The organism is Aeromicrobium sp. Root472D3 (assembly GCF_001426485.1).
Classification (GTDB): Bacteria; Actinomycetota; Actinomycetes; order Propionibacteriales; family Nocardioidaceae; genus Aeromicrobium.
The window spans coordinates 1,628,612-1,655,069 of sequence record NZ_LMET01000001.1 but is presented as its reverse complement, the minus strand read 5'-3'; the positions used below and the strand labels follow the sequence as shown (position 1 = coordinate 1,655,069).

General features: G+C 71.9%; 24 protein-coding genes and 1 tRNA gene. 13 read left to right on the top strand and 12 right to left on the bottom strand.

Annotated features, from left to right (window positions below; genetic code table 11):
• Positions 1-172 precede the first annotated feature (172 nt).
• The 3 genes from thrB to ASD10_RS08110 are packed head-to-tail and all read right to left on the bottom strand — an operon-like array spanning position 173 to position 3,449.
• The gene (thrB, locus tag ASD10_RS08120; protein WP_056607173.1) at positions 173-1,054 is read right to left on the bottom strand and encodes a homoserine kinase; all 882 of its coding nucleotides are present in this window, start codon (positions 1,052-1,054) and stop codon (positions 173-175) included.
• Positions 1,051-2,115 carry a threonine synthase gene (gene thrC / locus ASD10_RS08115; protein ID WP_056607169.1) on the bottom strand — a complete coding sequence of 355 codons (1,065 nt, stop codon included), beginning with the start codon at positions 2,113-2,115 and terminating at the stop codon, positions 1,051-1,053. Before thrC ends, thrB begins: the two co-directional genes overlap by 4 nt.
• On the bottom strand, positions 2,115-3,449 hold the full coding sequence (locus ASD10_RS08110) for a homoserine dehydrogenase (RefSeq protein ID WP_056607165.1): 1,335 nt from the start codon (positions 3,447-3,449) through the stop codon (positions 2,115-2,117). Before ASD10_RS08110 ends, thrC begins: the two co-directional genes overlap by 1 nt.
• Before the next feature lie 181 nt (positions 3,450-3,630).
• On the opposite strand from ASD10_RS08110, the gene ASD10_RS08105 reads away from it, so the two are divergent.
• Together ASD10_RS08105 and ASD10_RS08100 are read left to right on the top strand one after the other, a co-directional pair.
• Complete coding sequence (locus ASD10_RS08105) at positions 3,631-4,320, top strand: AzlC family ABC transporter permease (RefSeq protein WP_056610021.1); 690 nt, start codon at positions 3,631-3,633, stop codon at positions 4,318-4,320.
• On the top strand, positions 4,317-4,628 hold the full coding sequence (locus tag ASD10_RS08100; protein WP_056607162.1) for an AzlD domain-containing protein: 312 nt from the start codon (positions 4,317-4,319) through the stop codon (positions 4,626-4,628). Before ASD10_RS08105 ends, ASD10_RS08100 begins: the two co-directional genes overlap by 4 nt.
• A 138-nt stretch (positions 4,629-4,766) precedes the next feature.
• Here ASD10_RS08100 and ASD10_RS08095 read toward each other — a convergent pair whose 3' ends face one another.
• The 4 genes from ASD10_RS08095 to ASD10_RS08080 form a co-directional block, all read right to left on the bottom strand.
• On the bottom strand, positions 4,767-5,423 hold the full coding sequence (locus tag ASD10_RS08095) for a DUF1345 domain-containing protein (protein WP_200938172.1): 657 nt from the start codon (positions 5,421-5,423) through the stop codon (positions 4,767-4,769).
• 5 nt (positions 5,424-5,428) lie between these two features.
• Complete coding sequence (gene lysA / locus ASD10_RS08090; protein ID WP_056607159.1) at positions 5,429-6,823, bottom strand: diaminopimelate decarboxylase; 1,395 nt, start codon at positions 6,821-6,823, stop codon at positions 5,429-5,431.
• Between the two features lie 2 nt (positions 6,824-6,825).
• Positions 6,826-8,490, bottom strand: a complete 1,665-nt coding sequence (argS, locus tag ASD10_RS08085; RefSeq protein ID WP_056607156.1) for an arginine--tRNA ligase — start codon at positions 8,488-8,490, stop codon at positions 6,826-6,828.
• 272 nt (positions 8,491-8,762) lie between these two features.
• A complete protein-coding gene (locus ASD10_RS08080) occupies positions 8,763-9,155 on the bottom strand; it encodes a response regulator (protein ID WP_082556093.1) in 393 nt (130 codons plus the stop codon).
• Between the two features lie 53 nt (positions 9,156-9,208).
• Here ASD10_RS08080 and ASD10_RS08075 point away from each other — a divergent pair.
• The 3 genes from ASD10_RS08075 to ASD10_RS08065 all read left to right on the top strand — a co-directional run bounded on the left by ASD10_RS08075 (position 9,209) and on the right by ASD10_RS08065 (position 11,025).
• Positions 9,209-9,280: transfer RNA gene (locus tag ASD10_RS08075), tRNA-Arg, on the top strand.
• Positions 9,281-9,367: 87 nt separating this feature from the next.
• Positions 9,368-10,507 (top strand): N(5)-(carboxyethyl)ornithine synthase, encoded by a 1,140-nt coding sequence (locus ASD10_RS08070; protein ID WP_056607150.1) that lies wholly within the window; start codon positions 9,368-9,370, stop codon positions 10,505-10,507.
• A gap of 68 nt (positions 10,508-10,575) precedes the next feature.
• Positions 10,576-11,025: an OsmC family peroxiredoxin gene (locus tag ASD10_RS08065; RefSeq protein ID WP_056607147.1), complete on the top strand. Its 450-nt coding sequence runs from the start codon at positions 10,576-10,578 to the stop codon at positions 11,023-11,025.
• Between the two features lie 79 nt (positions 11,026-11,104).
• Here the strand turns inward: ASD10_RS08065 and ASD10_RS08060 are convergent, their stop codons facing one another.
• Complete coding sequence (locus ASD10_RS08060; RefSeq protein WP_056607144.1) at positions 11,105-12,370, bottom strand: glutaminase; 1,266 nt, start codon at positions 12,368-12,370, stop codon at positions 11,105-11,107.
• A 204-nt stretch (positions 12,371-12,574) separates the two neighbouring features.
• On the opposite strand from ASD10_RS08060, the gene ASD10_RS08055 reads away from it, so the two are divergent.
• Genes ASD10_RS08055 through ASD10_RS18745 form a run of 3 tightly spaced genes read left to right on the top strand, consistent with a single transcriptional unit; the run spans position 12,575 to position 16,766 of the window.
• Entirely contained in the window at positions 12,575-16,396 is a 3,822-nt protein-coding gene (locus ASD10_RS08055) for a multifunctional oxoglutarate decarboxylase/oxoglutarate dehydrogenase thiamine pyrophosphate-binding subunit/dihydrolipoyllysine-residue succinyltransferase subunit (protein WP_056607141.1), read from the top strand.
• A gap of 13 nt (positions 16,397-16,409) precedes the next feature.
• A complete protein-coding gene (locus tag ASD10_RS19155) occupies positions 16,410-16,586 on the top strand; it encodes a DUF6104 family protein (RefSeq protein WP_188111919.1) in 177 nt (58 codons plus the stop codon).
• A 9-nt stretch (positions 16,587-16,595) separates the two neighbouring features.
• Positions 16,596-16,766 (top strand): DUF1059 domain-containing protein, encoded by a 171-nt coding sequence (locus ASD10_RS18745; RefSeq protein ID WP_157432498.1) that lies wholly within the window; start codon positions 16,596-16,598, stop codon positions 16,764-16,766.
• A 95-nt stretch (positions 16,767-16,861) separates the two neighbouring features.
• Here ASD10_RS18745 and ASD10_RS08050 read toward each other — a convergent pair whose 3' ends face one another.
• From ASD10_RS08050 to ASD10_RS08040, 3 genes are all read right to left on the bottom strand, one after another.
• Positions 16,862-17,830 carry a zinc-binding dehydrogenase gene (locus ASD10_RS08050; protein WP_056607138.1) on the bottom strand — a complete coding sequence of 323 codons (969 nt, stop codon included), beginning with the start codon at positions 17,828-17,830 and terminating at the stop codon, positions 16,862-16,864.
• A gap of 33 nt (positions 17,831-17,863) precedes the next feature.
• The gene (locus ASD10_RS08045; RefSeq protein ID WP_056607136.1) at positions 17,864-19,063 is read right to left on the bottom strand and encodes an NADP-dependent malic enzyme; all 1,200 of its coding nucleotides are present in this window, start codon (positions 19,061-19,063) and stop codon (positions 17,864-17,866) included.
• A 173-nt stretch (positions 19,064-19,236) separates the two neighbouring features.
• Positions 19,237-19,632 (bottom strand): hypothetical protein, encoded by a 396-nt coding sequence (locus ASD10_RS08040; protein WP_056607133.1) that lies wholly within the window; start codon positions 19,630-19,632, stop codon positions 19,237-19,239.
• A 158-nt stretch (positions 19,633-19,790) separates the two neighbouring features.
• Between ASD10_RS08040 and ASD10_RS18335 the strand changes: the two genes are divergently transcribed.
• A complete protein-coding gene (locus tag ASD10_RS18335; protein ID WP_082530375.1) occupies positions 19,791-20,042 on the top strand; it encodes a WhiB family transcriptional regulator in 252 nt (83 codons plus the stop codon).
• A gap of 81 nt (positions 20,043-20,123) precedes the next feature.
• Here ASD10_RS18335 and ASD10_RS08035 read toward each other — a convergent pair whose 3' ends face one another.
• Positions 20,124-21,578 carry a sensor histidine kinase gene (locus ASD10_RS08035; RefSeq protein WP_056607131.1) on the bottom strand — a complete coding sequence of 485 codons (1,455 nt, stop codon included), beginning with the start codon at positions 21,576-21,578 and terminating at the stop codon, positions 20,124-20,126.
• Between the two features lie 54 nt (positions 21,579-21,632).
• Between ASD10_RS08035 and ASD10_RS08030 the strand changes: the two genes are divergently transcribed.
• The 4 genes from ASD10_RS08030 to ASD10_RS08015 form a co-directional block, all read left to right on the top strand.
• A complete protein-coding gene (locus ASD10_RS08030; RefSeq protein ID WP_056607129.1) occupies positions 21,633-22,550 on the top strand; it encodes a DUF2785 domain-containing protein in 918 nt (305 codons plus the stop codon).
• Between the two features lie 32 nt (positions 22,551-22,582).
• Complete coding sequence (locus ASD10_RS08025; RefSeq protein WP_056607126.1) at positions 22,583-24,280, top strand: acetolactate synthase; 1,698 nt, start codon at positions 22,583-22,585, stop codon at positions 24,278-24,280.
• The gene (locus ASD10_RS08020; RefSeq protein ID WP_056607123.1) at positions 24,261-24,803 is read left to right on the top strand and encodes a GNAT family N-acetyltransferase; all 543 of its coding nucleotides are present in this window, start codon (positions 24,261-24,263) and stop codon (positions 24,801-24,803) included. Before ASD10_RS08025 ends, ASD10_RS08020 begins: the two co-directional genes overlap by 20 nt.
• Positions 24,804-24,818: 15 nt before the next feature.
• The coding region (locus ASD10_RS08015; RefSeq protein ID WP_056607120.1) for an ABC transporter ATP-binding protein at positions 24,819-26,458 on the top strand (1,640 nt) is incomplete at its 3' end.

The window sequence follows — 26,458 nt, the reverse complement described above, 5'->3', positions numbered from 1 at the left end:
AGGTTCCTTACGGGGATGAGGCCACACGGCCAGTGCTCCGGGAGTCCGGGAGGCATCAGGGCTGGCCCGTATCTGACGGGCGGCGAAGTGGCACTGCTCACTTGCGGTGGAGCTGTCGGGGAGATGTACTCGACTCCGACCCGCTCACCATAACACCCTCGGGTGCGACGGCTCAGCGACCGACGACCCGGACACCCGTCGCGTCGACGTCGAGCTCGTGGACCGACCAGCCCGCGGGCACGGCGTCGGCGACACCCCGCGCGAACGCCAGCACCGTGGGGCCCGCGCCGGAGATGATCGTCGGCACGCCCTCGACCCGCAGCGCCCGCAGCAGCTTGTAGGAGTCGGGCATCGCCTCGGCGCGGTACGCCTGGTGCAGGCGGTCCTCGGTGGCCGAGATCAGCCGGTGCGGCGCCCCGGTCAGGGCCGCGACGAGCAGCGCCGCCCGGCCCGCGTTGACCGCCGCGTCCCCGTGCGGGACCGTCTCGGGCAGCAGCCCACGGGCCTTCTCGGTCGACACCGCCGTCGACGGCACGAACACCGTCACGGCGACGTCGGTGTCGAGGCGCTCCACCGATGCGGCGGCGCCGTCGATCCACGAGATCGTGAGACCGCCGAAGAAGGCGGCCGCGACGTTGTCGGGGTGTCCCTCGATGTCGACCGTCAGCTGGAAGGCCGCGGCGTCGTCGAGCAGCTCGTCGCCACCGTCGACCAGCGCACGGGCCAGCACGACGCCGCCGACGATCGCGGCCGCCGACGAGCCCAGCCCGCGCCCGTGCGGGATGACGTTGTCGCACGTCAGGCGCAGACCCGTCGGCCGTCCGCCCAGCAGGTCGAACGCCGCGTGCATCGCCTGCACGACCAGGTGCGTCTCGTCGAGCGGGACGCCGTCGCGCCCCTCCCCCGACACGTGGATCTCGAGGCCCGCGTCGATGACCTCGGCGGTGATCTCGTCGTGCATCGACAGGGCCAGGCCCAGCGCGTCGAAGCCCGGCCCGAGGTTGGCGCTCGAGGCCGGCACGCGGACCGTGACGGGCCCCTGGACGAACGTCACCGCAGTCCGGCGGCCTCGGCCGCCGCGTCGACGTCGAACTCGATGATCGCGTCGACCAGCGCACCGGCGCCCGACAGCGCCGTGTCGATGTCCTTGAGCCCGTGGCCCGTGACCGTGACGGCGATCGTCAGGCCCGGGTCGACCTGTCCCGCGGCCGCGGCCTCGACGAGGCCGGCGACGCCGGCCGCCGAGGCCGGCTCGACGAAGACGCCGTCGCGGGCGGCGAGGTCGCGCTGGGCCTGCAGGATCTGCTCGTCGCTGACCGACCCGATGCGACCGGCGGACTCGTCGCGGGCGGCCTCGGCGAGGTGCCACGACGCGGGGTTGCCGATGCGGATGGCCGTCGCGACGGTCTCGGGGTGCGGGATCGGCGCACCCTGCACGATGGGGTCGGAGCCCTTGGCCTGGAAGCCCCACATCTGCGGGGTGCCCGACGACACGCCCGCGTCGGCGTACTCGCGGTAGCCCAGCCAGTAGGCCGAGATGTTGCCCGCGTTGCCGACCGGCAGGACGTGCAGGTCGGGCGCGGCGCCGAGCGAGTCGACGATCTCGAACGACGCGGTCTTCTGCCCCTGCAGCCGGACCGGGTTGACGGAGTTGACCAGGGCGACGGGGTACTTGTCGGCCAGCGCCCGCGAGAGCTGCAGGCACTCGTCGAAGCCGCCCTTGACCTGGATGACCTCGGCGCCGTGCATGACGGCCTGGGCCATCTTGCCCGCGGCGATCTTGCCGTGCGGCACCAGCACGACGGGCGTCAGGCCCGCCTGCGCCGCGTAGGCCGTCATCGACGCCGACGTGTTGCCGGTCGAGGCGCACACCACGGCCTTGGCGCCCTCGCCCACGGCGACCGACACGGCGGTCGTCATGCCGCGGTCCTTGAACGAGCCGGTGGGGTTGTTGCCCTCGACCTTGAGCCAGACGTCACCGCGCACGAGGCCCGACAGCCACGCCGAGCGGACGAGCGGCGTGCCGCCCTCGCCCAGCGAGATGACGGGCGACCCGTCGGTCACGGGCAGCCACTCGCGGTACTCCTCGATCACGCCACGCCACACGTGTGCCATCAGAATCCTCCCTCGACGCGCATCACCGATGTCACGTCCCTCACCATGTCGAGACCCCGCAGCGACGCGACGGTCGCCGACAGCGCGGCGTCCTCGGCCTCGTGGGTCACGATGACCAGCTGGGCGTCGGACCCGCTGCCCTCCTGCCGGACCGTCTTGATCGAGACGTCGTACTCCGCGAACGCGCTCGCGACCGACGCCAGCACGCCCGCGCGGTCGTCGACGTCGATCGAGACGTGGTAGCGGGTGCGCGCCCGACCCATGTCGAGCACCTCGAGCTGCGCGTGGGTCGACTCACCGGGTCCGAACACGTCGCTGCGACGGTTGCGGGCGACCGAGACGACGTCGCCCAGCACCGCGCTCGCGGTGGGGGCACCGCCGGCGCCGGGGCCGTAGAACATCAGCTCGCCGGCCGCCTCGCTCTCGACGAAGACCGCGTTGTACGCGCCGCGGACGCTCGCGAGCGGGTGCGTCAGCGGGATCATCGCGGGGTGCACGCGCGCCGAGACGGCCGGGCCGTCGGGCGTCTCGTGCCGCTCGCAGATCGCCAGCAGCTTGACGACGCAGCCCATCTCGTCGGCCGAGCGGACGTCGGCGGCGGTGACGTCGGTGATGCCCTCTCGGTGGACGTCGCCGATCGTGACGCGCGTGTGGAACGCCAGGCCCGCGAGGATCGCGGCCTTGGAGGCGGCGTCGAAGCCCTCGATGTCGGCCGTCGGATCGGCCTCGGCGTAGCCGAGCCGCTGCGCCTCGTCGAGCGCCTCGGAGAAGCCCTGGCCGGTCGTGGTCATGGCGTCGAGGATGAAGTTCGTGGTGCCGTTGACGATGCCCAGCACGCGCTGCACGCGGTCGCCGGCCAGCGACTCGCGCAGCGGTCGGACGATCGGGATCGCGCCCGCGACGGCGGCCTCGAAGTAGAGGTCGCGCTCGGCCTTGTGCGCCGCCTCGAACAGCGTCGCGCCGTCCTCGGCGAGCAGGGCCTTGTTGGCGGTGACGACCGAGGCGCCGTGCTCGAGGGCCGAGAGGATCAGGTCGCGGGCCAGGTCGATGCCGCCGATGACCTCGATCACGACGTCGATGTCGCCGCGCGAGACCAGCCCGGCCGCGTCGGTCGTGAACAGCTCGTCGGGCACGTCGAGGTCGCGCTCGCGACCGAGGCGCCGGACGGCGATGCCCACCAGCTCCATCGGGGCGCCGACACGCTGGGCGAGCTCGTCGGCGTCACGCGTCAGCAGGCGGGCGACCTCCGTGCCGACGACGCCGCAGCCGAGCAGGGCGACGCGGATCGGGCGTCCTGGGGTCCGCGCGACGGGATCTGACGATGAGGGGCTCACCGGGCAAGGGTATCGGCGTCCGGGGCCCGCCCCCGCACTCCCCTGCAACGGCGGACGCCGAGGGGCGGTCGGGAGCATCGAGGGACCTTCGGGTCACCCCCGGGGGCCCTACGTCTCACGTTCGTCGCCGACCCGTGGAGGACCCCGGCCGGGCTGCTGGCAGGCTGTCGCCGTGAGCTCGATGTCCCCGACCGGCGACCACGACCGCGCCGCGTCGGCCCGAGCCGGCTTCCGCGCCGCCTTCCCCTACGCCGCCGTCGGCCTCGTCCTGTCGATGTCGTTCGGCATCCTGGCTCGCGACTCGGGCTTCTCCGCGGAGGCGACGATCGTGATGTCGGCCATCGTGTTCGCCGGCTCGGCGCAGTTCGCCGCCGTGTCGATCCTCGCCTCGGGCGGCACCGCGACCGCCGCCGTCGCGGCAGCGGCGCTGATGAACTCGCGCTTCCTGCCGATGGGCATCGCCCTGGGGCCGTCCCTGCCGGGCCGCGCGCCGTGGAGGGCGGCCCAGGGCCAGGCCGTCGTCGACGCGTCGTGGGCCATGGCGAACCGCGGCGACGGGACGTTCGACCGCTGGTTCCTGTTCGGCTCGACGGCACCGCAGTACGTCACGTGGATCGTCGGCACGACGGTCGGCGCGCTGGGCGGCGACCTGTTCAGCGATCCGTCCCGGTTCGGCCTCGACGCGATCTACCCGACGTTCTTCCTGGCCCTGATGCTCGCCGAGGTGAAGGACCGGACGACCCTCGCCGTCGCGCTCGTGGGTGGGCTGGTCGCGCTCAGCCTGGTCCCGGCCGCACCCGCCGGACTGCCGGTGCTGGCGGCGAGCCTCGTGGCCCTGTGGGGACTCCGCCGAGGAGGCCGGCCCGCATGACCGCGACGATCTGGTGGACCATCGCGGGCTGCACCGTCGTCACGGCGATCATCAAGGGCATCGGGCCGGTGGCCTTCGGCGGACGGGAGATGCCGCCGCGGGCCGTCGGGGTCATCGCCCTCATGGCACCCGCGCTGCTGGCGGCGCTCGTCGTGACCAGCACCTTCGCGACGGGCGACCGCTGGCACGTCGGCGCGCACACCGTCGGCGTCACGGTCGGCGGCATCATCCTCGTGCGCAAGGGCCCGCTGGTCGTCGCGGTCGCGGCGGCCGTCGCGGTCACGGCCGCGCTGCGCGCGTTCACCTGATCGACGCCCGCATCGAGCAGCTGCAACGCCTGCGCGACGACCTCGGTGGCTGCATCGGCTGCGGATGCCCGTCACGTGCCCCGGACGTCATCACGCCGGTACCTGCGTCACCGCATCGGTGACGACGTCCGGGCGGGGTCAGCCCGCGAGGCTGATCGCCAGGTTGATCGTCGTCGCGACCACGACGGTGCCGAAGACGTACGACAGCAGCGCGTGACGGAGCACCAGCCCGCGCAGCTCGCTGGTGCGCAGGTTCGTGTCGGAGATCTGGAACGTCATGCCGACCGAGAACGCGACGTAGGCGAAGTCGGCGAACCGCGGCGCGGCGTCGGTGTTGAAGTCGATGTCACGACCACCGCCCGGCAGCGGCTCCCCCTCGAAGTACTGCGCGGCGTAGCGCAGCGTGAACAGCGTGTGCACCAGCAGCCACGACAGGGCGACGCCCAGCAGAGCGGTCGCGGCCAGCGCGCCCGACCGGGCGTCGGACGCGTCGTGGCCCTCGACCAGCAGCATCGCCACGGCGCCCAGGCTCGCGACCGAGGCGACGAGCACCAGGGCGTCTGCGACCCCACGCGCCGGGTCCTCGCGTCGCGCGTGGGTCGCGGTCTCCTCGGCGTCCATGCGCCCGATGAGCACCCACACCCACACGACGTAGAGCATGCACGCCGCCGCCCACCCCACGACCAAACCCAGCTCCCACGAGTCCCAGACCGTCACGCCGGCACCGACCACCGCGGCGACGACGACCATCGCGGCGAACCGCGCCGCGTAGCGGTGCGTCACCGGCGCAGGCACCGCGACTACCCGACGTCGAGGGTCAGCAGGTCGTCCTCGGTCTCGCGGCGCAGGATGACCCGCGCCTCGCCGTCGCGCACCGCGACGACCGCGGCCCGCGGGACGTGGTTGTAGTTGCTGGCCAGCGAGCGGCAGTACGCACCGGTCCCGGGGACGGCGAGCAGGTCGCCCGCCTCGACGTCGCCGGGCAGGAACTCGTCCTTGACGACGATGTCGCCCGACTCGCAGTGCTTGCCGACGACGCGGCTCAGCACCGCGGGCGTCTCGGACGTGCGGGAGGCCAGCGTGCACGAGTAGTCGGCGCCGTAGAGCGCGGGACGGATGTTGTCGCTCATGCCGCCGTCGACCGAGACGTAGCGCCGCGAGGCACCGCCGTCGAGGGCGACCGACTTGCTCGTGCCGACCTCGTAGAGCGTGAACGTCGACGGTCCGGCGATCGCGCGGCCGGGCTCGATCGACAGGTGCGGCACGGCGATGCCCATCGACGCGCACTCGTCGTCGACGATCTTCAGCATGCCGCGGGCCAGGTCGGCGGGCGTCGAGGGATCGTCCTGCGTCGTGTAGGCGATGCCGAAGCCGCCGCCCAGGTCGAACTCCGGCATCGTGACGCCGAGCTCGGCCTGCACCTGCGCGTGCAGGCGCAGCACGCGACGGGCGGCGACCTCGAAGCCGTCGGTCACGAAGATCTGCGAGCCGATGTGCGAGTGCAGGCCGCGCAGCTCGAGACCCGGCTCGGCGACGACCCGCCGGACGGCGTCGAGCGCGTCGCCGCCCGAGATCGAGAAGCCGAACTTCTGGTCCTCGTGCGACGTCGAGATGTACTCGTGGGTGTGCGCCTCGACGCCGGCCGTCACGCGGACCATGACGGCTGCCGTGACGCCGAGCTCGGCGGTCAGGTCGCGCAGGCGCCCGATCTCCTCGACCGAGTCGATGATGATGCGGCCGACGCCGGCCTCGAGCGCGCGGCGCAGCTCGGCGACCGACTTGTTGTTGCCGTGCAGCGCGATGCGGGCGGGCGGGACGTCCGCCCTCAGCGCCACCGCGAGCTCGCCGCCGGTGCAGACGTCGAGGTTGAGGCCCTCGTCGGCGATCCAGCGGGCGGTCGCGACGCACAGGAACGCCTTGGCGGCGTAGTAGACGTCCGCGTCGGGGAACGCCTCCTTGAACCCGCGCGCACGACGCCGGAAGTCGTCCTCGTCGACGACGTAGGTCGGGGTGCCGAACTCGGCGGCCAGGTCGGTCGCCGAGGCGCCCGCGACCGTCAGGACGCCGTCGACCTTCGCGACGCCGTCGGACCACAGGTGCGGGACGAGCTCGTTGGGGTCGTCGGGGTTCTTGAGCCAGGCGGGACCGCGGTCGCCGGCCTGGCCGTGCAGGGCACCGGCCTCGTGGGAGCGCATGCCTACATCCTCTCGGGAGCGGTCACGCCCAGCAGGGCCAGACCGTTGGCGATGACCTGACGCGTCGCGGCGACCAGCATGAGCCGGGCCCGGTGCAGGTCGCTCGGGTCCTCGTCGCCCTTGGGCAGGACGTGCGCGACGTCGTAGAACTTGTGGAACGCCGAGGCGGTGTCCTCGAGGTAGCGCGCGATGCGGTGCGGCTCGCGCAGCTCGGCCGCACGGGCCACGACCTTCGGGTAGTCGGCGAGCGAGCGCAGCAGCGCACCCTCCTGCTCGACCGCCAGCAGCGACGGGTCGAACGTCGCCTCGTCGATCGTGACGCCGAGGTCGACCGCGTTGCGGATGATCGACGAGAGGCGGGCGTGCGCGTACTGGACGTAGTAGACCGGGTTGTCGCTGGTCTGGCTGGCCCACAGGTCGAGGTCGAGGTCGATCGTGGAGTCCATCGAGTAGCGCGCCAGGGCGTAGCGCGAGGCGTCGACGCCGATCGCGTCGACGAGGTCCTCCAGCCGCAGCACCGTGCCGGCGCGCTTGCTCATGCGCAGGGGCTCGCCGTCGCGCACCAGGTTGACCATCTGCCCGATCAGCAGCTCGAGGTTGACCTTCGGGGTGTCGCCGAAGGCGGCGCACATCGCCATCATGCGCGAGACGTAGCCGTGGTGGTCGGCGCCCAGCATGATGAGGCAGCGGTCGAAGCCGCGCTCGCGCTTGTCGAGGTAGTACGCCAGATCTCCCGAGATGTAGGCGGGCTGGCCGTCGGACTTGATGACGACGCGGTCCTTGTCGTCGCCGAACTCGGACGTCTTGAGCCACGTGGCGTCGTCCTGCTCGTACATCATCCCGAGCTCGCGCAGGCGGGCGATCGCGCGGTCGACGGCGCCCGACTCGTGCAGGTCGTTCTCGTGGAAGTAGACGTCGAAGTCGACGCCGAAGTCGTGCAGGCTCGCCTTGATCTCGCCGAACATCAGGTCGACGCCCTCGGCGCGGAACGTCTCGAGCGCCTCGTCGTCGGGCAGCTCGGCGGCGCCGGGGACCTTGGCGGTGACGGTCGCCGCGATGTCGGAGATGTACTGACCGCCGTAGCCGTCCTCGGGCGCGTCCTCGCCCCGGGCGTCGGCCAGCAGCGAGCGCGCGAAGCGGTCGATCTGCACGCCGTGGTCGTTGAAGTAGTACTCGCGGGTGACGTCGGCGCCGATCGCCGTCAGGATGCGACCGAGCGAGTCGCCGACCGCGGCCCACCGCACGCCACCGATGTGGATCGGGCCGGTCGGGTTGGCGCTGACGAACTCGAGGTTGACCCTCTGACCGGCGTAGAGGTCGCTCGTGCCGTACGACGTGCCGGCCGCGACGATCTGCGGAGCCAGGGCCCCCTGCGCACCCGCGGCGACACGGATGTTGAGGAAGCCGGGTCCGGCGATCTCGGCGCTCGCGACGCCCTCGGCCGACGCCAGCTGGTCGGCCAGCAGCTGCGCGAACTCGCGCGGGTTCATACCGGCCTTCTTGCCCAGCTGCAGCGCGATGTTGGTGGCGTAGTCGCCGTGCTGCTTGACCTTGGGTCGCTCGACGAGCACCTGGGCGGGGACGCCGTCCGGGAGGGCCACGGCCCCCGACTCGGTCAGGGCGGTCAGGGCGTCGACGATCGTGCTGGAGAGCTGCTCGGGGGTCACACGACCAGCGTATCCGCCGCGTCGACCGGGCCCGGACGTGGACGACCCGCAGGGCTGGGGCTCAGGCCCCTCACCGAGCGGACACACTCGGCACCCTGCGGGTCGGATGACTGCGGGTATTCGCCGTCACCGGTCCAGTTGGTGCTGAACTGGGGTCCGCGACTAGCGGACAGCCACCTCACATGTCCAAGACGAATTCATTCTTCGGACCACCTCCTTTCCGTGTACCTGAAACGGTACGTCCGTCGGGGGCCCGGTTCAAGAGGAACGCGTCAGGGGGCGCGACGGGCGCGCGTGCGGTCGAGGACGTCGCCGACCGTGACGACCAGGTGGTCGGGGTCGAACGGCTTGGTCACGTAGGCGTCGACCCCCGCCTCGGTGGCCCGCTGGATGTCGGCGGCCTGCCCCTGCGTCGAGACCATGACGACCGCGATGTCGCGCGTGCGCGGGTCGGCCCGGATCGCCGTGACGGTCGCGACGCCGTCGAGCCGCGGCATCATGACGTCGACCGTGATGAGGTCGGGCATCGTGTCGAGGCGCTTCAGGACGTCGAGGCAGTCGACGCCGTCGACCGCCTCGTCGACGTCGTAGCCGGCCAGCTCGAGGTTGGTGCGGATCAGAAATCGGATCGAGGCCGTGTCGTCGACCACGAGCACTCTGGGCATGGACACCACGGTAGTGGGCGTGGGGTAGGCTCACACCGCAGTTGGCCGCATTGGCCCCCGTAGCTCAGGGGATAGAGCGCCGCCCTCCGGAGGCGGAAGCGGAGGTTCGAATCCTCCCGGGGGCACCGATCGTCTCGGTGCCGTGCACCAGGCGCACCGGCGTGACCGAGCAGCGGATTCCCTGCGGAAACACCCACAGCGTGGAGCCACCCATGGACCGCCTCGACCTCGGAGTCATCGCCCGCACCGCCAAGGAGAACGAGCGGCGGCTGCCGATCCACCCGCGGCACCTCGAGCGCCTGTCCGCCGCCGTCCGGCCGCACGTGTTCCTCGAGGAGGGCTACGGCGAGACCTTCGGCGTCGGGGACGACGAGCTGCGTCCCCTCGTGGGCGGGCTGCTGTCGCGCGCCGAGCTGATCGAGCGCTGCGACGTGATCCTGCTGACGAAGCCGAGCGCCGACGACCTGCTCGAGCTGCGCGAGGGCCAGACGCTCTGGGGCTGGCCCCACTGCGTGCAGGACCACGCGCTGACGCAGGCCGCGATCGACCGCCGACTGACCCTGATCGCGTGGGAGGTCATGAACCACTGGAGCGGCGACGGCAGCTTCCTGCTGCACGTGTTCCACAAGAACAACGAGCTCGCGGGCTACGGATCGGTGCTGCACGCGCTGCAGATCGCGGGTCTCACCGGGACGTACGGTCGGCGGCTCAACGCCGCCGTCATCGGCTTCGGGGCGACGGCCCGGGGCGCCGTCACGGCCCTGAGCGCCAACGGCATCCACGACGTCGACATCTTCACGCAGCGCGGCGTCGCGGCGGTCAGCGCGCCGATCCACTCGGCGCGCATCGTGCACTTCGACCCGGCGGACTCCCCCGCCGAGAGCCGCGCCCTGGTGGACCAGCAGTGGGTGCCGATGCCGGCCCTGCTGGCCGAGCACGACGTCATCGTCAACTGCGTCCTGCAGGACCCCAACTCGCCCATGACGTTCCTCACGGACGCCGACCTGCCGACGCTGCCGTCGGGCGCGCTGGTCGTCGACGTGTCGTGCGACGAGGGCATGGGCTTCGAGTGGGCCAGGCCCACGACGTTCGACGACCCGACGTTCACCGTCGGCGACAACGTCACGTACTACGCGGTCGACCACAGCCCCTCGTACCTCTGGAACTCGGCGACGTGGGAGATCAGCCAGGCCCTGCTGCCGTACCTCGACACGGTGCTGTCCGGGCCGGACTCGTGGGACGGCAACGAGACGATCCGCCGGGCCATCGAGGTCCGCGACGGCGTGGTGCAGAACCCCGCGATCCTCGCGTTCCAGCAGCGCTCGGACGTCCACCCGCACGCCGTCCTCTGAGAACCCGGTTGCGGGATGTCCGCGCGCCAGTAGCGTCGATGACACACATCGACGAGAGGTTTCACAGCATGCCCACACGCACTGCACGCACCGCTTGGGACGGGACGTTCGAGGACGGCTCCGGACAGGTCGAGCTGACCGACTCGGGTCTCGGCACCTTCGAGATGTCGTTCAAGAAGCGGTCGTCCGAGGACGGCGGCGGCGCCACGAACCCCGAGGAGCTGATCGGCGCGGCCCACTCGTCGTGCTACTCGATGCAGCTCGCGGCCCTGCTCGGCCAGAAGGGCGCGACCCCCGTCTCGATCGAGACGACCGCCAAGGTCACGCTCGGCGAGGACGCCGACGACAAGGGCTTCAAGATCCACAAGATCGCCCTGACCGTCCGCGCCGAGGTCGAGGGCATCGACGAGGCGGGCTTCCAGGCCGCGGCCGAGGACGCCAAGGCCAGCTGCCCGCTGAGCAAGGCGCTCGCGTCGGTCCCCGAGATCACGCTCGACGCCTCGCTCGAGTCGGCCTGACCGACACCGTCCGACCCGATCGGGGAGGTCCGCCGTCACGTCGTGGCAGCGGCCCTCCCCGTCGTCGTGCCGGGCGGCCTCACCCGTGCGCGCAGGCCGCGTCGACGTCGTCGTAGGCCACCAGCGTCAGGCCGTCCCCGGCGTCCCGGTCCGGCAGCACGCCGTCGGGGTCGACCAGCGCCACCGGGTGACCGTCGAGGTGCAGCCGGCGGGCCGCCTCGAGCACCATGCGGCGACCGGCGGCGTTGACCTCGTACACCCGCGTCAGGTCGAGCACGACCGTGCCGGGCCCCTCCGGCTCCTCGGCGAGCGCGTGCAGGATCGACTCGGCCTCGGCGAAGCGGACGTCGCCCTGCAGCTCGTACACGCTGGGACGCTCGCCGTCCCCCGCCCGCTCCTGCCGGACGGCCGACCGGCTGCCCTGCGACGACTCCATCAGGTGCAGCCCCATGTCGCGCGACAGTCGCTCGAACAGCTGCACGCCGCGCGCGCTGTTGCCGTGCTCGTCGAGGCGCGGCGAGAACACCGCGATGCCGACCTGGCCCGGCAGCACGCCGATGATGCCGCCGGACACGCCGCTCTTGGCCGGGATGCCGACCGACGAGAACCAGTCGCCCGCCGCGTCGTACATGCCGCACGACGCCATGACCGACAGCACCTGGCGGCACACCGCGGGGTCGAGGTGACGGCTGCCCGACACGGGATCCGCGCCGGCGTTGGCCAGCGTCGCGGCCATGCGGGCCAGGTCGGTCACCGTGACGTCGATCGAGCACTGGCGCGTGTAGCCGCGGACGACGTCGACGGGGTCGTCGTCGATCGCGCCCACCGTGCGCAGCATGTGGGCGATCGCGAGGTTGCGGTGCGCACTGCCCGTCTCGGACTCGAAGACGTCCTCGTCGACGTGCAGCCGGCGCCCCGCGAGATCGCTGTAGAAGTCGAGCAGGCGCTCGACGCGCCGCTCCGACGACCCGCCCTCGACCAAGGCGTGCGCCGCGATCGCGCCGGCGTTGATCATGGGATTGCGCGGACGCCCCGTCGACGCCTCGAGCGAGATCTCGTTGAACGCGTCTCCGGACGGCTCGACGTCGATCTTCTCGTGGACCGCCTCGAGGCCGCGGTCGGCCAGCGCCATCGCGTACGTGAAGGGCTTCGAGATCGACTGGATCGAGAACTCGACCTCGGTGTGCCCGACGGGGTACACGTGTCCGCGGACGGTCCCGAGGGCCGCGCCGAACCGATCGGGGTCGGCGCGCGCCAGCTCGGGGATGTAGTCGGCGACCTCGCCGGAGTCGCCGTCGCACTGGCCGAGCACCTCGGCCAGCCAGTCCTCGATCGGAACCTTCACGGGCGTCCCTCCAGGCAGGCGTCGGCGGTCAGCCGCGAGCATCCCACACGTCGTGGAACGGGCAGGCCGCGGCGACCCGATGCGATGCCGTGTGACCCAGCCGTCGGCCGCACCTGCCTGCGGCGGGCTGGTGCCTCGCGTTAGTGTGGTGAGCACACTTTCACCTGCGCGCCAGCACACACATCGGAAGAGGCGATCGAGGCTGTGGCCGAGTCCTCCCAAGACCATTCAACTCCTGATTTCGGCACGAACCAGTGGCTCGTCGAGGAGATGCACGACCGCTACCGGGAGGACCCCTCCTCGGTCGACGAGACCTGGGTCGCCTTCTTCACCACCGGTGACGGCGCCGGCCTGAGCGCCCCCGCGTCGACCAACGGGACGGCGCCCGCCGCCGCTGCCGTCACGCCGCCGACGTCGCCCGCGTCCGACACCCCGCCCGCGCCCAAGACGACCCCGGCCACCGCGGCTCCGCCCGAGGAGAAGGCCCCCGACTCCCCCGCGCCCGTCAAGCCGACGCCCGCCGCCGCACCGGCCGAGGCCGCCGCCCCGGCGCCCAACGGCAGCCCCGCCGCCAAGGCCAAGGCCACCGCGGCCCCCGCGTCGTCCGGCAAGGCCAAGGCCGCCGACAAGGCCGCCGCCGACAAGCCGGCCGGCCCCGGTGACGTCGAGAAGGTCGTGCTGCGCGGCGCCGCCGCCCGCACCGTCGCCAACATGGACGCGAGCCTCACGGTGCCGACCGCCACCAGCGTCCGCTCGGTGCCGGTCAAGCTGTTGTTCGACAACCGCACCGTGATCAACAACCACCTCGCACGCGCCCGCGGCGGCAAGGTCTCGTTCACGCACCTGATCGGCTACGCGATCGTCCAGGCCGTCAAGGCCATGCCCGAGATGAACACGGGCTACGAGGTCGACGAGAAGGGCAAGCCCAACCAGCTCAACCCCGAGCACGTCAACTTCGGACTCGCGATCGACCTCAAGAAGCCCGACGGGTCGCGCACGCTGCTGGTGCCGTCGATCAAGGCCACCGAGACCATGACGTTCGCGGAGTTCTGGGCCGCCTACGAGACGATGGTCCGCAAGGCCCGCGACGGCAAGCTCGAGGTCTCCGACTTCCAGGGCACGACGCTCAGCCTCACGAACCCCGGTGGCATCGGCACGAACCACTCGGTGCCGCGGCTCATGTCCGGCCAGGGCGTCATCATCGGCGTCGGCTCGATGGAGTACCCGCCGGAGTTCCAGGGCGCGTCGGAGCACACGCTGGCGCAGATGGCGATCAGCAAGATGATGACGCTGACGTCGACCTACGACCACCGGGTCATCCAGGGCGCGCAGTCCGGCGAGTTCCTCAAGCGCGTCCACGCCCTGCTGCTCGGCGAGAACGGCTTCTACGACGAGATCTTCCGCGCGCTGAAGATCCCCTACGAGCCGATCCGCTGGGCCCAGGACATCGCGGTCAGCCACGACGACGAGGTGCACAAGCAGTCGCGCGTCCTCGAGCTGATCCACGCGTTCCGCGTGCGCGGCCACCTGATGGCCGACACGAACCCGCTCGACAACTCGCCGCGCAGCCACCCCGACCTCGACACGGCCTCGCACGGCCTGACGCTGTGGGACCTCGACCGCGAGTTCGCGACCGGCTCGTTCAAGAGCGACAAGCGCTTCATGAAGCTGCGCGAGATCCTCGGCATCCTGCGCGACTCCTACGCCCGCACGATCGGCCTGGAGTACATGCACATCCAGGAGCCCGCCGAGCGCGAGTGGTTCCAGGAGCGCATCGAGCGCCCGCACACCAAGCCGCCGCGCGAGGAGCAGCTGCGCATCCTGCAGAAGCTCAACCAGGCCGAGGCCTTCGAGACGTTCCTGCAGACCAAGTTCGTCGGCCAGAAGCGCTTCAGCCTCGAGGGCGGCGAGACCACGATCCCGTTCCTCGACGAGATCTGCGAGGCCGCCGCGGCCGACAAGCTCGACGAGGTCTGCATCGGCATGGCCCACCGCGGCCGCCTGAACGCGCTGGTCAACATCGCCGGCAAGCGTCCCAGCCAGGTCTTCCGCGAGTTCGAGGGCAACATCGACCCCCGCACCGTGCAGGGCTCCGGCGACGTCAAGTACCACCTCGGCGTCGAGGGCGAGTTCACGTCCGGCAACGGTGACCGGGTGAAGGTCTCGATCGCGGCCAACCCGTCGCACCTCGAGGTCGTCGACCCCGTCCTGGAGGGCATCGCCCGCGCCAAGCAGGACCGCCTCAACCAGGGCGCGGCCTACCCCGTCCTGCCGGTCCTCGTGCACGGCGACGCGGCGTTCGCGGGTCAGGGAGTCGTCGCCGAGACGCTCAACCTGTCGCAGCTGCGCGGCTACCGCACGGGCGGCACGATCCACCTGATCGTCAACAACCAGGTCGGCTTCACGACGTCGCCGTCGTCGTCGCGCTCGTCGACGTACTGCACCGACGTCGCCCGGATGATCCAGGCGCCGGTGTTCCACGTCAACGGCGACGACCCCGAGGCGTGCATCCGCGTCGCGCAGCTCGCCTACGAGTACCGCCGCACGTTCCACAAGGACGTCGTCATCGACCTGGTCTGCTACCGCCGCCGCGGTCACAACGAGGGCGACGACCCCAGCTTCACGCAGCCCCTGATGTACGACACGATCAACGCCAAGAAGTCGGTGCGCAAGCTCTACACCGAGGCCCTGGTCGGTCGTGGCGACATCACGCTCGAGGAGGCCGAGGCGGCCCTGACCGACTACCAGGCCCAGCTCGAGCGCAACTTCGCCGAGGTCAAGGAGGCCGCGTCCGACCCCGACTACACCCGGACGCCCGACTACCCCGAGAAGCCCGAGCACGCCGGCGAGCTCGTCACCGCGATCTCGACCGAGACGATGAAGGCCATCGCCGACTCGTACACCAACGTGCCCGAGGGCTTCACGGTCCACCCGAAGGTGCTGCCGCAGCTCCAGCGTCGCGCACAGTCGATCTCGGCCGGCCCCATCGACTGGGGCACCGGCGAGATCCTGGCGATGGGCTCGCTGCTGCTCGACGGTCGTCCCGTGCGCATCTCCGGGCAGGACACCCGTCGCGGCACGTTCTCGTCGCGGTTCGCCACGATCATCGACCGCACGAACGCCGACGAGTGGACGCCGCTGTCCAACGTCGGCGACGAGCAGGCCTCGTTCCACGTCTACGACTCGCTGCTCAGCGAGTACGCCGCCCTCGGCTTCGAGTACGGCTACTCCGTCGCGCGGCCCGAGGCGCTCACGATGTGGGAGGCGCAGTTCGGCGACTTCGTCAACGGCGCCCAGTCCGTCATCGACGAGTACATCTCGGCGGGCGAGACCAAGTGGGGCCAGAAGTCGGGCGTCGTCCTGCTGCTGCCGCACGGCTACGAGGGGCAGGGGCCCGACCACTCGTCGGCCCGCATCGAGCGCTTCCTGACGCTGTGCGCCGACGAGGCGATGACGGTCGCGCAGCCCTCGACCCCCGCGTCGTACTTCCACCTGCTGCGGCGTCAGGCGCTCGAGAGCGAGCACCGTCCGCTGATCGTCTTCACCCCGAAGTCGATGCTGCGCAGCAAGGCCGCCGCCTCCCAGCCCGACGACTTCACGACGGGCTCGTTCCGTCCGGTCATCGGCGACGCCGCCTTCGGCGACGGGGCGGCCGACCCGTCCGCGGTCGACCGGGTGCTGGTGTGCTCGGGTCGCGTCACGTGGGACCTGATGGCCGAGCGCGACAAGCGCGAGGCCGACGGATACCGCACCGCGATCGTGCGCCTGGAGCAGATCTACCCGCGTCCCGTGGACGAGCTCAACGCCGAGGTCGCCCGGTTCACCAACGCCCGCGAGGTGCGCTGGGTGCAGGACGAGCCGGCCAACCAGGGCCCGTGGCCGCACGTCGCGCTGCACTTCAGCGGCGAGTTCGACGGCGTCCCGCTGGTGCGCGTGTCGCGCCCGGAGTCCTCCGCGCCGTCGGTGGGCTCGCACAGCCGCCACGTCGAGGAGCAGGCCGAGCTCATGGCCCAGGCCTTCGCCTGAGTCCTGGACGCTCATGTACTTCACGGATCGCGGCATCGAGGAGCTGCAGGCCAGGCGGGGTGACGAAGAGGTCACCTTCGCCTGGCTCGCCGAGCAGCTGAGCACGTTCGTCGACCTCAACCCCGACTTCGAGATCCCGGTCGAGCGGCTGGCCACCTGGCTGGCCCGTCTCGACGACGAGGACGAGTAGGCTCCCCGCATGGCCAAGATGTTGATGTGCCCGTGCGGCGAGCAGCTGGTGGGTCGGACCGACGACGACCTCGTCACCGCGGTCGACGCCCACCTGCAGACGGCGCACCAGGGACGCACCTACCCCGCGAGCATGATCCTGCAGATGGCGCAGCCGTTCCCGGACGACCAGCTGCCCTGACCCGCCCCAGCCCAGATCTGCGGAGAACAGGACCTTTCGGGGACGGCAGAAGCGTCCGCTTCTCCGCACTTCTGGGCTGGGTGAGCTTCAGTCCATCACAGGGTCAGGACGATCTTGCCGAAGACGCTGCCGTCGATGACGCTCTGCAGGCCCGAGGCCGCCTCGGCCATCGGGATCTCGCGGTCGATCAGCGGCCGGGTGCCCGTGACGTCCATGAACTGCGCGAGCGCGTGCAGCTCGTCGCGGGTGCCCATCGTGGAGCCGTGCACCCGCATCTGCTGGAAGAAGATGCGGGTCAGCTCGGCGTGCGACGGCGCGTCGCCCGACGTCGCGCCCGAGATGACGATCGTGCCGCCGGGTCGCATCGACTTGACCGAGTGCGACCACGTCGCCGCTCCGACGGTCTCCATCACGGCGTCGACCTTCGACGGCAGCCGGGCGCCCGACTCGAAGGCCTCGTGGGCACCGATCTCGACGGCCCGCGCCCGCTTGTCCTCGTCGCGGCTCGTCGCGTAGACGCGGAACCCGGCGGCGCGGGCCAGCGTGATAGCGGCCGTCGCGACGCCACCGCCGGCCCCCTGCACGAGCACCGTGTCGCCCTGCTTGAGACCCGACTGCGTGAACAGCATGCGGTAGGCCGTGAGCCATGCGGTCGGCAGGCAGGCCGCCTCGGCGAACGACAGGCCCTCGGGCTTGGGGACGACGTTGCGGGTCGGCACCGCGACCTTCTCGGCGAACGTGCCCTGGTGCCGCTCCGACAGCAGCGACCGCCGGGGGTCGAGCGTCTCGTCGCCCCGCCACGACGGATCGCTGATGACGGCGTGCACGAGCACCTCGTTGCCGTCCTCGTCGTAGCCCGCGGCGTCGCAGCCGAGGATCATCGGCAGCGCCTTCTCGGACAGGCCGACCCCGCGCAGGCTCCACACGTCGTGGTGGTTGATCGAGGCGGCCTTGACCGTCACGGTGGTCCACCCGTCGGGGACCTCGGGCTCGGGGCGCTCGCCCACGACCAGTCCGGACAGCGGGTCGCTAGGGGTGATCTGACCGGCGTAGACGGCGAACATCGTGGCTCCTCGAGGTGATCGGACGGGGTGGGCTCAGTACGGACGGCGGGCGAGGCCCTCGCGGCGGGCGGTGTCGGTGACGGCCCGCGAGACGGCCGTGGCGACACGGGGGTCGAACGGCGACGGGATGACGTACGTCTCGGAGAGGTCGTCGCCGACGAGGTCGGCGATCGCGGTCGCCGCGGCGATCTTCATGCCCTCGGAGATGCGGGTCGCCCGGACGTCGAGCGCGCCGCGGAAGATGCCCGGGAAGACCAGGACGTTGTTGATCTGGTTCGGGAAGTCGGAGCGGCCCGTCGCCACGACCCGCGCGTACCGGTGCGCGACGTCCGGGTGCACCTCGGGGTGGGGGTTGGCCATCGCGAAGACGATGGCGTCCGGCGCCATGCGGGCGACGGCCTCCTCGGGCACCGTGCCGCCCGAGACGCCGACGAACACGTCGGCACCGTCGAGGGCGTCGGCGATCGAGCCCGGTCGGGCCCAGCCGGCGGTCTGCTCGGCGAGCCAGCCCTTGACCTCGTTGAGGTCGTCGCGACCCGGGTGGATCACGCCGGCCCGGTCGACGACGGCGATCTTGCGCACGCCCGCCGACTGCAGGATCTTCATGATCGCGACGCCGGCGGCACCTGCGCCCGAGATGACGACCTTGAGGTCCTCGAGGTCGCGATCGGTCAGGCGCGCCGAGTTGATCAGCGCGGCGAGCGTCACGACGGCGGTGCCGTGCTGGTCGTCGTGGAAGACGGGGATGTCGAGGCGCTCGACGAGCCGGCGCTCGATCTCGAAGCAGCGGGGGCTCGAGATGTCCTCGAGGTTGATGCCGCCGAACGACGGCGCGAGCCGCACGACGGTCTCGACGATCTCGTCGACGTCGGTCGTGTCGAGCGCGATCGGGATCGCGTCGACGCCGCCGAACTGCTTGAACAGGATCGCCTTGCCCTCCATGACGGGCATCGACGCCGCGGGGCCGATGTCGCCGAGGCCCAGCACCGCGGTGCCGTCCGTGACGACCGCGACGGTGTTGGAGACCCACGTGTAGTCGTGGGCGGTCTCGGGATCGGCCGCGATGGCCTCGCACACGCGGGCGACGCCGGGCGTGTAGGCGAGCGAGAGGTCGTGCGCGTCGCGGATCGGCACGGAGGCGGCGATGCTCATCTTGCCGTTGCGGTGCAGCGCGAAGACGGGGTCCTCGGGATCGGGGACGTCGGAACGGACGTCGATGTCGGTGGCGACCATGGGGGTGCTTCCTCGGGAATCATCCGTCGGGACGACGGGACCTGGCTGACGGGAAGAGCTGACGGGACCGATCAGGTCGCCGGTGCGGTGTCGAACCGCGGCTGCTTCGAACCGCCGGGGCGGGAGGGGGCGGGTTGTGCCCGCCCCGTCATCGTGTCACACGGGGCGCGGGCTCACACGACGTGGTCGTCGGCGAACGCCTGTGTGACGGGCGGGGCCAGCAGGCACGCCAGCGCCACGACGGCCGGGACCGCCATCGCCGGCGACAGCCATGCCGGATCGCCCCGGAAGTTGTAGGCCAGCCCCAGCACGATGAGCTGCGCGAAGACCAGGGGGCTGCGGGCCCACGACTCCCCCACCACGACACGGGTCGCGGCCCAGGCCAGACCGGCCGCCACGACGAGCAGGAAGATCGTCGCGCCGACGCCCAGCCCGATGCGGTCGGACGACACGCTGAACAGCTCGAGCGCTGCGAGGACGGCGAAGACCGAGGCCTCCGCCAGCACGATCGCCGACGCGATCAGGAGCAGGGTTCTGGCCGTTCCCGACGGCCGTCCGGGAGACGTCACGGCGCCAGCGTAGGCACCATGTGACTCATCCGACAATTCGCGGCGTGTCGTTGCCCTTGTAAACGCCCCGGAATGTTGAAACCATGGGACCCAATGCCCGCTGAGCAGGTCAAACAGATCTCTCACGGGCGCAACACCGAACGGGAAGGAGTGTCCCCATGGATTGGCGCCACAAGTCGGCATGCCTCGATGAGGATCCTGAGCTCTTCTTCCCCATCGGCAACACGGGTCCCGCCATCTTGCAGATCGAAGAGGCCAAGGTCGTATGCCGCCGCTGTGATGTCCGCGAGCAGTGCCTCCAGTGGGCACTCGAGTCCGGACAGGACCACGGTGTGTGGGGAGGCTTGAGCGAAGACGAACGTCGTACGCTGAAGCGTCGCAATGCACGGGCACGTATTCGTACTGCCTGAGCGAACGCACGTATCGGTGAACCCCGTGGCCTGACGGCCGCGGGGTTCTTTGTGTCCCGCCGCGGGAACCGCCCCGGGCGCTCAGACCGTCAGCGTGATCGCGACGGTCGTCCCGCCGCCGACCCGCTGCTCGAACGCGAGCGATCCGCCGAGCTCGCCCTCGACCAGCGTCGTGACGATCGACAGCCCCAGGCTGCCGGACGCGTCGAAGTCGTCGGGCAGGCCCGCCCCGTCGTCGCTGACCCGCAGCCGGATCTTGTCGCGGATGCGGTTGACCGCGAGCGTCAGGGTGCCGCCCGCCTCGCCGTAGGCGTGGGCCGACGCGTTCTGGATGAGCTCGGTCAGCACCATCGACAGCGGCGTGGCGATCTCGCCCGGCAGCTGCCCGAAGCTGCCGAACCGCTCGGGCCTGATCGCGTTGGCGCCCGCGGGCCCCTGCGACACGTCGAGCACGGTGTGCAGCAGGCGGTCGGCGATCTCGTCGAACTCGACGAAGTCGGTGAACGACTGGCTCAGCGTCTCGTGCACCAGGGCGATCGAGCCGACCCGTCGCACGGCCTCCTCGAGCGCGGCGCGCGCCTCGGGATTCTCGGTGCGGCGGCCCTGCAGGCGCAGCAGCGCCGCGACGGTCTGCAGGTTGTTCTTGACCCGGTGGTGGATCTCGCGGATCGTGGCGTCCTTCGAGACCAGCTCGCGCTCGCGCAGCCGCAGCTCGGTGACGTCGCGCAGCAGGATCAGCGAGCCGCTGCGCTGGCCGGTCGACCTCAACGGGATCGTGCGCACCAGCAGCGAGGCCGTGCCGTTCTCGATCTCGGCCTCCGACCCCTCGCGACCGCTCAGGACGCCCCGTGCCCCGCGATCGGTGGGCCGGCGGCCCACCAGGCCCGTCGTGACGTCGCCCAGCTGCGTGCCGACCAGGTCGCCGACCAGCCCGAGGCGGCGATAGGCCGACATCGCGTTGGGGCTCGCGTAGCGCACCAGCCCGCGGGCGTCGGTGCGGATGAAGCCGTCGCCGACCCGCAGGGAGTCGGCGAGGTCGGAGCGCGATCCCGGCGTCGGGAACTCGCCGCGCCGGATCATCTCGCCCAGCTCGCCGGCGGCCTCGAGGTACGCGTTCTCGAGCGTGCTGGCGGTGCGCAGGCCGGCCTCGCCGCTGCGCCGTGCGACGACGCCGATCGTCCGCGACGCCCTGCGCACGGGGATCGCCTCGATCAGGATGCGCGTGCCGTCGTGCTGCTGCTCGACGTGCCCCGTCACGTGCCGGCCGGTCGTCATCGCGACCTCGAGGGGGTGCTCGCCCCGCGTCGGCACGAAGGTGCCGGCGACGTCCTCGAGCAGCGTCGTGGGGCCGGTGGTCGGACGGATCTGCGCGCCGGCCCACATGCCCTTGGCCTCGCCGTCGGGCACCCACAGCACGAGGTCGGAGAACGACAGGTCGGCGATGATCTGCCAGTCCGACACCAGCGCGTGCAGCCACGCGACGTCGGCGGTGGTCAGCGACGTCTGGAACTGCGCGATGTCGTCCAGCGAGGGCACCCGAGCAGCGTAGTGGGGGCCCGGTCACGTGGCCGCCCGTGACACGATGACGGCATGTCGGAGGCGTACTGGCAGTCCGTGATGCAGAGCGGCATGGACGTGCCCGCGGACCGCGGGCTCGACGAGTGCACCGTCGAGCTGGTCGAGATGCTCGGTCACCCGAACCCGCGCACGCGCGAGGACCTCGCCTACCCGCTGCTGACGACGTGGATCACGCGGGGCGTCTACGACCAGCTGCTGGCGGGTCTCGGCGACGGCATCGCACCGGGCCTGCGCCACGGACTCGGCCACGACGGTGACGTGTCGGTGATGCGTCGCTCCTACAGCGCGCTGATGCTGGCCGAGATCATCGGCCGCGACAACAACGAGCACCTGATGTCGTCGGCGTCGGTGCTCGACTGGGGCGACCGGGCCACGGCCTGGTACGTCCGCGAGCAGGACCACCGCGGGTGGATCCCCGAGCAGGGGTGGGCCAACGCGATCGCGCACGGCGCCGACCTGCTGGCCGCCCTCGCCCGGTCGCGCCACTTCGGCCGGCTCGAGCTGACGGTGCTGCTCGACGTCATCGCCGACCGCGTGCTGACGCCGACGGCCTACATCTGGCGGCACGGCGAGGACGACCGCCTGGCCTACGCCGTCATGACGCTGCTGCACCGCAACGAGCTCGACCCCGTCATCGTCGAGCCGTGGCTCGTCCGGCTCGGCCACGGCATCAAGCCGCCGCAGACCCGCGGGCACCTCGAGGCCGAGTGGCCCTCGCCCGGCGTCCGCAACGCGTCGTCGTTCCTGCGGGCGCTGCACCTGCAGCTGGCCCTGGGGGTGCAGGGGCGCGACGACCTGCGGGCCGACGCCGAGCTGTTCGCCGAGCAGCCCGCCCACCGCGCCGACCTGATCCTCGCGGTGCTCGACCAGATCCGCGCCGAGCAGCCGTGGCTGTACCGGCCCACGACCCGGGCCCGTCCGCTCGCCTGACCCCGATCCACCCATCCAGTAACGTGCGTCACATGACGACCGATCAGGCCGGACAGGCCCAGCCGACCACCGACGACCCGCAGCACGGCGGAATCCTCGCCCTCGACGTCGCCCGCGCCCACGGCGTCTCGACGCTGTTCACGCTGTCGGGTGCCCACGTGTTCCCGATGTACGACGCCGCCGTGAAGACCGAGCCCGCGATGCCGATCGTCGACGTCCGGCACGAGCCCACCGCGGTGTTCGCGGCCGAGGCGATCGGCAAGCTCACCCGCACGCCCGGCCTCGCGGTGCTGACCGCCGGACCCGGCGTCACCAACGGCGTCAGCGCCGTCGCGCAGGCCAGCTTCTCGGGCTCGCCGCTGGTCGTCGTCGGTGGACGCGCGCCCAACAACCGCTGGGGCACCGGCAGCCTGCAGGAGCTCGACCACCCGCCGATCTTCTCGTCGATCTCGAAGTCGTCGACCACGGCGCACACCGTCGCCGACATCGCCCCGACGATGGACGAGGCCTTCACCCTGGCCGGGTCGTCGCACCGCGGGCCCGCCTTCGTCGACGTGCCGATGGACGAGTTCTTCAACAGCGCACCGGCCGGCAGCCCGTCGCAGGGCAACACGACCGCACCCGTCCAGCCCGACCCCGACGCGCTGCGCGCGATCGCCGAGCTGCTGCGGACGTCCGAGCGCCCCGTGCTGGTGCTCGGCACCGACGTGTGGGCCGATCGTGCCGAGGTCGCGGCCCTGCAGTTCGTGCAGGAGACCGGCGTGCCGGTCATCTCCAACGGCATGGGGCGCGGCATCGTGCCCGGCGGACACCCGCAGCTCGTCACGAAGGCCCGCTCGACGGCGTTCAACCGCGCCGACCTCGTGATCGTCGTCGGCACACCGCTGGACTTCCGGCTCGGCTACGGCGTCTTCGGCGGCAAGGAGGGCGCGACCCCGGCGCGCACCGTGCACGTCGCCGACTCCGCCGGGCAGGTGTCGTCGCACGCCGACACCGCGGCGACGGCGCACGGCGACCTCAGCCTGTTCTTCACGGGACTGTTCGACGCGCTCACGGCGCCGGCCGCCCACGGACGCCGCCCCGACTGGACGCCGTGGCTCTCGACCCTGCAGACCGAGGTCGCCGCCGCGACGGCCCGCGACACCGAGCTGCTGACGGCCGAGGCCGACCCGATCCACCCCGCCCGCATCTACGGCGAGCTGCTGCCCCGCCTGGCCGACGACGCCGTCGTGATCGGCGACGGCGGCGACTTCGTGTCGTTCGCGGGCAAGTTCGTCGAGCCCCAGCGCCCCGGGGGCTGGCTCGACCCCGGACCCTACGGATGCCTCGGCGCGGGCATGGGCGCGGCGATGGCGGCCCGCATCGCCCGTCCGTCGAGCCAGGTCGTGCTGCTGTACGGCGACGGCGCGGCCGGCATGTCGCTGATGGACGTCGACACGCTCGTGCGGCACGACCTGCCGGTCGTCATGGTCGTCGGCAACAACTCGGCGTGGGGCCTCGAGAAGGGGCCGATGCAGTGGATCTACGGCTACGACGTCGCGGCCGACCTCGCGCCCCAGACCCGCTACGACCAGGTCGTGACGGCGCTCGGCGGCGGTGGCGAGATGGTGACCGACCCCCGCGAGATCGGGCCGGCCATCGACCGCGCGTTCGCCTCGGGCATCCCGTACCTCGTCAACGTCATGACCGACGTCGACGCGGCGTACCCCCGTGCCACGACCGGCATCTGACCTGCTGGTCCGCGTCGCGCGCGCCGACGAGCACCGGGCCGTCGGCGCGCTGACGGTCGCCGGCTACGACGCGGACGGTCATCTCGTCCGGCCCGACGGGACGTACGACGACCGGTACGCCGCCGTCATCGGAGACGTCGCGGCGCGCGCCGCCGACAGCGAGGTGCTGGTGGCGGTCGACGGTGACCGGCTGGTCGGCACCGTCACGTGGTGCCCCTACGGCTCGGCGTTCGCGGAGCTCGCGAGGCAGCCGCACCAGGGCGAGCTCAGGACGCTGTCGGTCGACCCCGGCGCGAGGGGTCGCGGCACGGGCCGCGCGCTGGTCGAGGCGTGCCTCGAGAGAGCGCGCCGGGCGGGCCTGACCGAGGTGCTCCTGTGCTCGCTGACCGAGATGGCGACGGCGCACCGCCTCTACCTCTCGATGGGCTTCGTGCGGCGTCCGGACCTCGACTGGTCGCCCGTGCCCGACGTGCACCTGTGGGGCTTCGCGCTGGCCCTGCCACCCGACGACGACGGTCGGTGAGGGTACCCTCACCAGGTGCCCCCCGACGTCCTCGCTCCACCGACGTCGCCCGCGGGCCTGATGTGGCGCGGCATCCGACGTCACCGGGCGCGACTCGCCGGCTGCTACGCCCTCATCACCTCGTGGCTGCTGTGCGAGGCCCTCGTGCCGATCGTCATCGGCGTCACGATCGACCGCGCCGTCGCGACGGGCGAGGTCGCCGAGATCGCGCTCTGGGGAGGTGTGCTGGTCGCGCTGTTCGTCGTGCTCAGCTACTCGTACCGCTTCGGGGCCCGCCTCGGGGTCGGCGCGCTGCAGCTCGAGATCCACCAGCTGCGAGTCGAGATCAGCCAGCACGTGCTCGGCGCGGAGGGCGCGCGCACGGGCCTGCTCCCGGGCGAGACGCTGTCGCTCGCGACGTCCGACGCCGAGACGATCGGCGAGTTCCTCTGGCACGTCGGCTACACGCTCGCGGGACTCGTCGGCGTCGTCGCGAGCGCCGTCGTGCTGTTCGGCATCGACCTCGTGCTGGGGCTCGTGGTGCTGGTCGGCGTGCCGCTCGTGCTCGTCGCGATCCAGGTCGTGACCCCCCTCATCGCGCGCGACACGAGCGACCAGCAGGCCGGCATCGCCCGTGCCACCGGCATCGCGACGGACCTCGTGAAGGGGCTGCGTCCCCTGAAGGGCATCGGGGCCGAGGACGTCGCGACGTCCCGCTACCGCGGTCACAGCGCCGTCGCGCGCGACGCCAGCATCCGCACGGCACGGTCGACGGGCTCCATGTACGGGCTGACCGCGACGCTCAGCGGCCTGTTCCTCGCGCTCGTCGCGTACCTCGCCGGCACCCGGGCGCTCGACGGCGACATCACGATCGGCGAGCTCGTCGCGGTCGTCGGGCTGACGCAGTTCCTCGCCGAGCCGATCGCCGGGCTCGGCCAGACCAGCGCGCAGGCCGCCCGCTCGTTCGCGTCGGCGCGGCGGGTCGTCGACTTCCTGGCCACGCCCCCGCTCGCGACGTCGGGCGACACCGAGCTGCCCGACGAGCACGCCGACCTCTCGCTCGTGGCCGTCTCGACCGGCCCGCTGCGCGAGCTGGACCTCGACACGCGCGCCGGCGAGCTCGTGGGCGTCGTCGTCGACGACCCCGCGAGCGGCGAGGCCCTCGTGCGCCTCGTCCGCGGCGAGGTGCGACCCGACGACCGGTCGGGGACCGTGACGCTCGGCGGCCACCCCGTGGACGACCTCACGATCGACGCGCTGCGCTCGCGGGTCGTGGTGAGCCAGCACCACGTCGACCTGTTCGAGGGGACGCTGCGCGCGACGGTCGACCCCGACGGCGAGCTCGACGCCGCCGACTTCGCGGGGGTGCTCGACGCCTCCGCCGCGAGCGACGTCGTCGACCTGCACCCCGACGGCCTGGAGCAGCCCGTCACGGCCGGCGGCACGACCCTGTCGGGCGGGCAGCGCCAGCGACTCGCGCTGGCCCGCGCCCTCGCGACGCGAGCACCCCTGCTCGTCCTGGCCGAGCCGACCAGCGCGGTCGACGCCATGACCGAGCAGCGCATCGCCGAGGGCATCCGCGCGCTGCGCCACGGTGCCGGCTCGACGCTGTCGACCGTCGTCATCACGTCCAGCCCCGCCCTGCTCGCCAGTGCCGACCGGGTCGTGCTGGTCAG

Bases quoted from the DNA above. Each gene is read 5' to 3' on its own strand.
- lysA (WP_056607159.1), bottom strand. From the start codon at position 6,823: ATGCGCTCCCACGAGGCCGGTGCCCTGCACGGCCAGGCCGGCGACCGC.
- ASD10_RS18745 (WP_157432498.1), top strand. From the start codon at position 16,596: ATGGCCAAGATGTTGATGTGCCCGTGCGGCGAGCAGCTGGTGGGTCGG.
- ASD10_RS08050 (WP_056607138.1), bottom strand. From the start codon at position 17,830: ATGTTCGCCGTCTACGCCGGTCAGATCACCCCTAGCGACCCGCTGTCC.
- ASD10_RS19155 (WP_188111919.1), top strand. From the start codon at position 16,410: ATGTACTTCACGGATCGCGGCATCGAGGAGCTGCAGGCCAGGCGGGGT.
- ASD10_RS08105 (WP_056610021.1), top strand. From the start codon at position 3,631: ATGTCCCCGACCGGCGACCACGACCGCGCCGCGTCGGCCCGAGCCGGC.
- ASD10_RS18335 (WP_082530375.1), top strand. From the start codon at position 19,791: ATGGATTGGCGCCACAAGTCGGCATGCCTCGATGAGGATCCTGAGCTC.
- ASD10_RS08025 (WP_056607126.1), top strand. From the start codon at position 22,583: ATGACGACCGATCAGGCCGGACAGGCCCAGCCGACCACCGACGACCCG.
- ASD10_RS08070 (WP_056607150.1), top strand. From the start codon at position 9,368: ATGGACCGCCTCGACCTCGGAGTCATCGCCCGCACCGCCAAGGAGAAC.
- ASD10_RS08030 (WP_056607129.1), top strand. From the start codon at position 21,633: ATGTCGGAGGCGTACTGGCAGTCCGTGATGCAGAGCGGCATGGACGTG.
- thrC (WP_056607169.1), bottom strand. From the start codon at position 2,115: ATGGCACACGTGTGGCGTGGCGTGATCGAGGAGTACCGCGAGTGGCTG.
- ASD10_RS08065 (WP_056607147.1), top strand. From the start codon at position 10,576: ATGCCCACACGCACTGCACGCACCGCTTGGGACGGGACGTTCGAGGAC.
- ASD10_RS08100 (WP_056607162.1), top strand. From the start codon at position 4,317: ATGACCGCGACGATCTGGTGGACCATCGCGGGCTGCACCGTCGTCACG.
- ASD10_RS08080 (WP_082556093.1), bottom strand. From the start codon at position 9,155: ATGCCCAGAGTGCTCGTGGTCGACGACACGGCCTCGATCCGATTTCTG.
- ASD10_RS08045 (WP_056607136.1), bottom strand. From the start codon at position 19,063: ATGGTCGCCACCGACATCGACGTCCGTTCCGACGTCCCCGATCCCGAG.